3 protein-coding genes are annotated in these 4,963 nt (G+C 70.4%); all 3 read right to left on the bottom strand.

What is annotated here, in order from left to right:
• Nucleotides 1–396 (bottom strand): hypothetical protein (locus tag EQG76_RS24780; protein ID WP_159717283.1); only part of this gene is annotated, 396 nt, incomplete at its 3' end.
• The gene (locus tag EQG76_RS24775) at nt 396–3,059 is read right to left on the bottom strand and encodes a virulence factor SrfC family protein (RefSeq protein WP_159717281.1); all 2,664 of its coding nucleotides are present in this window, start codon (nt 3,057–3,059) and stop codon (nt 396–398) included. The genes EQG76_RS24780 and EQG76_RS24775, both read right to left, overlap by 1 nt.
• On the bottom strand, nt 3,056–4,963 hold a 1,908-nt coding region (locus EQG76_RS24770; protein ID WP_200841096.1), incomplete at its 5' end, for a virulence factor SrfB. The genes EQG76_RS24770 and EQG76_RS24775, both read right to left, overlap by 4 nt.

Genomic DNA, 4,963 nt, shown 5'->3' with positions numbered 1-4,963 from the left:
CGGCGGCGTCCGCGGCCGCGGCGGGCGGGGTGCCACGGGCTCCGGGGTCAGGGTGCTCGGCCCGTAGCTCGGCACCACGCCTTCCCAGCTCACCTTGCAGGCGATGTCGTAGCCCGGGAGCTGGATCTCGACGACCGCGAACTCGGGGATGGCGTCCACCACCTCGCGGCCGACCAGGATGGTCAGGGTCTGCCCGTCATGCTCGACATCGAGCGGGTGGAAGCGGTGCTCGGCGACCTGCCAGCCGGCCGGGCCCAGCCAGGAGGCAGCGGGATCGCTGCCGCGCACGGTGAACCAGGCCGGCCGGTCCATCGCCGCCACCGGCGCGAAGGACAGGCGCGCCCGCCCGCCCCCGCCGGCATCGGCATCCTCCAGACGTGCCCGGACCTCGCGCATCACTCCCTAGTACCCATGGCCCTGTTATCGGGGGATGGCCCGCCCAGCCGGTCGAGCAGCGCGCCCAGCCGGCGGTTTTGCTCGACATCGACCAGGCCGCCCTGCCCCCATGTGGCATTGTCGCTCGTCAGGAGGCGCAAGGCGAGCAGCCAGAAGCGGGCGCGCTCGAAGCGGCTGGCGAGCGACTGGCCCTTGTCGGCGGCCAACTCCGGCAGCTCGCCCACCGCGAGCGGGCGCGGCCGCGGTGGGCGCGGCACGTCCGGCCGGTCCGACGGCTGGAGGTCGGTGCCCAGCAGGTTGACCATCCGGTCGATCACCAGCCCGCTGCCCATCGCGACCCGGTGCATCACGTCGCCCGCCGTCTGGGCAAACGCCTCGGTGGCCCGGACCTGGGCCTCTACCTTCTGGGCCACCTCAAAGCGCCTGGCCCCCACGGCGAGCTCGCTCACCACCGCGCGGAACGCCTCGCAGGTGAGGCCGAACTGCCGGGCCAGTTCCTCGTCGCCGGCCTTGCGCTCCAGATCGTCCAGCCAGACCTGGACCGCGGCATCGCCAAACCGGGTGGGCGGAAGGTGAACCGCGCTGGCCTCGCGACGCAGGCCAAGGACCGCGCGGCTCGCCCCGCCCATGCCCAGGCCCTGGCGCCGTGCAATTTCGAGAAAGCGTTGGCCCAGGCGGGCGGTGCTGACCTGCAGCTCGGCCAGGAACGGCCCGAACATGGTCGGCCGGTGCTCGAACGCATCCAGCACCGGCTCGATCGCCGCCAGACGCTGCTCGACCCGGAGTGCCAGGTCGCCAGCCTCGTGGAAGGCGGCGAGCTCGCTGCGCAGCTCCTGGGCCAGCACCGCGACCCTTGGTGCGATCTGGTCGTATTTCAGGTCCGGGTCGCAGGCCGGTGCGAGATGCTCGGCGAGCAGGCGGATGCCGCCGTCGTTTAGCGCCAGCATGGCCTCCCACTTCTCCGCCGGCAGGGCGACGTGGGTGCGCACCATGGGATCGGCCAGGAAGGCCTGGCGGTAGCGGGCGAGCAGTTCCGCCTTGTCCGGGCGCAGCCGCCGCTCGGGCGGCATCACCCCGTCCGTTAGGCCGGGCATCTCCTCGTAGTCAAACAGGTCCTCGCGCTTGATCCCCTTGGGGTTGCGGATGAAGTACAGGTTGGTGAAGGGCTGGCCCGGCAGCCACTGGCGGATCCAGCCCGAGAACTTGCTGATGCTGCTGTCCAGCCGGTTGGCGATGGACGGCTCGGGCGCCGTGCCGGTGCTGAAGTCGAACAGCTTGTCGGCCTTGGTCAGGCAGAAGAACAGGCTGGTGCGCTGGTTGGACCGGGCGGCGCGGGCCTCCGGGTCGGGCCCATGGGTGACGCTCACCCAGTCCTGGATCAGCTCCGGCAGCTTGGCGACGTCCTGGTTACTGTCGCCCACGCAGAGCAGCATCGTGTTCAGGTCGAGGTCGGCAGCGTACTTGTCGAACAGCACGGCGACCTTGCCGCGCAGGAAGCAGTAGGCGCGCGCCTGCGGTTTGTCCTTGGCGCGCAGCAGCCGGTCCGGCGTGGAATCCTCGCGCGAGCGGGCGCCAGGAAAGTCGAGCAGGTCGGTATGGGCGAAGAACGGCCAGGCGGGCTCGTCCAGCACCACGCGCAGCTCGGCGGTGAGTGCGGTCACCACCGGCTTGCGCAGGCGCACCGGAGGACGGCCGGGCACCAGCACCGGCACGAGCTCGGCAGAAGCCGCGTCCTTGGAATCCAGGCCCAGCAGCGTGTCGACATGGACAAGGCTGCGGGTGCGCTCGCTGATCGTGTCGAGCGGGACATAGGCGAAGTCAGGCGAGCCGTGGCCGGCATCGCCCAGCTGGTCGAGCGCGTCCTTGAGCTCGCGATAGAGGGCGGTGAACTCCGGCAGTTCGCCCCAGAGCGAGGCCAGGAGCTCCGTCCGGTCGCTGGCTGCCAGATAGGGCAGCACCGCCTCCGCCAGCGCCCAGTAGCGCTGGGCCAACGGGCCGCCCCGCTCGGCCAGATGATGGCGCGGCAGGCTGTGCGCCAGATAGGCGCGCAGCTCGAACACGTCCTCCAGTTCCAGGGGATCGACCTGCTGGCCGCGCCGGCGCTGGGGCATGTTGGCCTCGAGCACGGCCAGGCGCTCGGTGCTGAACGCCTGCTCCCCATCGGCTTGGCCACCCAGGTCGAACACGAAGGCATTGGCCAGGATCTTGACGATGTCGATCTCGCGCAGGAGCCGCAGCACCACCGGGTGGCCTAGCGGGGTGGCATGCGGGCGGATCGAGAAGCGGGTGACGACGCCGGTGGTCTCCTTGCCTCCCTGCGGGTTTACCTCCTCCAAAAAATCGCGACGCACCGCGTCGTCGCCGCTGCCGAACAGCACCTTGGCGGGGCGGCCCACTGGCGTGATCAGGCTGCCGATCAGGAAGGACTTGCCCACTTGGCTGGCACCGAACACGCCCACCGACATCGGCCGCTCGGCGGCATTGGCGAGCCGACGCGCGTCCACGGCGTGCCGGCGGCAGGTGCGCTCCAGGGCATCCAGCCGATTGCCGACCAGGCCCGGATTGTCACGGAACCAAGCCAGCCCCTCCACGGCGGTCCGGGCCAGCAGCCGGGCCCGGTTCGCGAGTTCTTGGTCCTTCTGGCGGGTGGTGCTCTCGGTCACGAGGCCGCCAGCCCGATCGTACGCAACACGCCGGTATCCAGCCAGTAGCCGCCGCTGGCCTCCTGATCCATGGGGATGGTCTGCAGGCGGAAGCCGACCTTGTCCCTGCGCGGGTTGCCCTCGGCGTCCTCGACCTCGACCAGGCGGAAATCCTCCAGCGTCGCGTCCTTCTTCTCGACTCGCTCGAAGGTCACCCGGAACGGGGTGGCCAGCCGCGCCAGACCCGCGGGGTCGGTGAAGTACACATAATAGAGCGGCGTGGTTTTCCAGCGCTCCAGCGGCAGCTGGCGGAAGCCCAGCAGCACCGGGCCGCCCATGGACAGGGTGAAGCCCTCGACATTCTCGCCGGTGTCGAGATCGGCGTCCGCGAGCAGCACGTTGCGCGCGACGATCCGGCCGTCCAGATCCATCACGCCGATATGCCGGGCGGTGGAGCGCATCTTCAGGCGCGAGGCGCGGAACACGAAGCCGCGGGTCATGCCCTCGCAGATCCGGCAGAGCAGCGCCCCCACCGCCGCTGTGGTCTTCGGATCCTGGATCAGGAAGTCCAGCGAGCGGAACGGATACCAGCCGCCGACCTCATAGCGGTCCATCGGCACGATCCGGTCGGGGAACAAGGGCAGGTTGGCATAGATCAGGTCGCGCACTGCCGGCATCCGGGACGGACGGCCGGTGAGCAGCAGCACGTCGCAGTCATAGGCGCGGATGACGTCGCACAAATCCTCCAGCATCCCGCTCGCGACCGAGTGGACCGCACCGGCCATGGCGGCGGGATCGACGGTGAACAGGATCTCGTCCAGGTCCAGCCCGATCGCCCCGGCCCGCTCGGCCGCGCGCAGGAAATGCTGGCGAACCGGTGCCGAGAGCCGGTGCTGGCCGAGCAGCTCGGCACAGCGGCGGGCCTGCGGCGGAGCCGGCCGGCGCGGGTCGCTCAGCTCGTACTCTTGGATCAGGGCCAGCGCCACCGGCACCAGGAGCTGGTTGACTAGCAGGGCGCGCAGGGCCTGCTCCTGCTGGGTCTGGCCGATCCGGTTGCCGCCGAACAGGTCGGACAGGACATGGCGCGGCCGGCTGGCCCCGGCATGGCTGAGCGCTGCGGCCAGGTCGGGCAGGATCACCTGCTCGATCACCGCCTGGACGACGTCGTCGCCCGCCTGGCGGAAGCCCTCGCGGAACAGTTGCGCCGGCTCGACGGTCTGCTCGTTGCCGTGGTTGATGCGGTACTCGACGATCATCAGGTCGGTGGTGCCGCCGCCCATGTCCATGCTGGCGATGCGCAGGGAGCGGCCGCGCGCGTCCTCGTGGCCGATCAGGCCGAACAGGTCGAAGGCGTTGCCGCGGAACTTGTAGCTGATCTCGTTGAACAGCCAGACCAGATGGGTCGCGGTCGCCTCGTCCCAGTCGAGCATCACGTCCGGGCGGCGGTGCACCGCGTCCTCGCCCACCCAGCCCATGGTCTGCCAGACTAGGTCGATGGCGGCGGTGATCCGCTTGCGCATGATGCGCTGCTCCGCCAGCGGCGTGGCAGACGGCATGGTCAGGATCAAGGAGCGCAGGCGCCTGGGCAGCGCTGCGTTCGCCCGCTGCTCGCGCACCGCCACCGCGTTGATCTGGCAGAGCGCGTGGCTGAGCAGTTCGGCGATCATCAGCGTGTAGAGCGAGGAGCGGGAATAGAGCGGCTGCATGCCGACCTGGCCCTGGAGCGCCAGTTCGCCGCTCTCGGTGAGGCGCGCGGTCATCGGCCCGCTGATCGGCGGGATGCGCTGGCTCTTGGGCAGCGGCCCGCGGCTGTTGACCCAGGGCAGCGGCCTTGGCGAGTCGTCCCACAGATAGCGCTTGGCGCTGGACAGGCCGGACACGCCCTCCGTGCCGTCCGAGAACGAGGCGAGCCATTCCGCCTCTGG

This window comes from Geminicoccus flavidas (assembly GCF_009806515.1).
GTDB lineage: Bacteria > Pseudomonadota > Alphaproteobacteria > Geminicoccales > Geminicoccaceae > Geminicoccus > Geminicoccus flavidus.
The sequence above is the reverse complement of the archived record's forward strand: the minus strand, read 5'-3'. Positions and strand labels throughout refer to the sequence as shown.